Source organism: Novosphingobium sp. HII-3, from assembly GCF_002916655.1.
Lineage (GTDB): Bacteria > Pseudomonadota > Alphaproteobacteria > Sphingomonadales > Sphingomonadaceae > Novosphingobium > Novosphingobium panipatense.
On sequence record NZ_PPSM01000002.1, the window covers coordinates 1 to 607 of the forward strand.

Genomic DNA, 607 nt, shown 5'->3' on the forward strand with positions numbered 1-607 from the left:
TTGAGGGCTTCAACATAGGCTGAGGCTTGTGTGCCGGCACGTTTTTTACTGCCAGTGGTTTCGCGTGACGCCCCGTTTGAGGGTTTCGGGCGCAGCTACGCCGTCGAGGCTCGTCGCTCGTGGAAGATCAGGCGACCCATGTTGTAGGCCATGTTGGCCAGACCGATCTTGGCGCGAGCGCGCTTGATGCCGACGGTTCGGATGAACAAGTCCATGCGATCCTTCTGATAGGCGAAGACGTGCTCGATCGCCGGGCGCACCTTCGATTTGGTCGCGTTCCCGCGGCGGATATGGTCTGGCATGGGCCGGCGTGGCGGCTTCTTGCGATGAATGCGGCTCACCAGGCTGCGAGCTTTGAGCCACTCTTCGTTGACCTTCGAGCGGTACGCCGTGTCGGCCCACACGCTCGCCGAGGTGTTGTCGGTGGTGATGATCTCGCGCAGCACCGTGCCGTCGTGGCGCGCGGCGCTGGTCACCGTCCAGCTGCGGATGAAACCGAAGGCCTGATCGATCGCGACGTGTGTCTTGTAGCCGAACACGGCAATGGCGAGTTCGGGCACCGAACGCGGCGCCTCGGGATCGCGCGGCCGCCCGATCTTCACCGTCC

1 protein-coding gene is annotated in these 607 nt (G+C 63.8%); it reads right to left on the bottom strand.

Annotation, left to right across the window (positions count from 1 at the left end; genetic code table 11):
- Window positions 1-95: 95 nt before the first annotated feature.
- Window positions 96-607: transposase (locus C2R25_RS00015; protein WP_146049576.1), on the bottom strand; the 512-nt coding region annotated here is incomplete at its 5' end.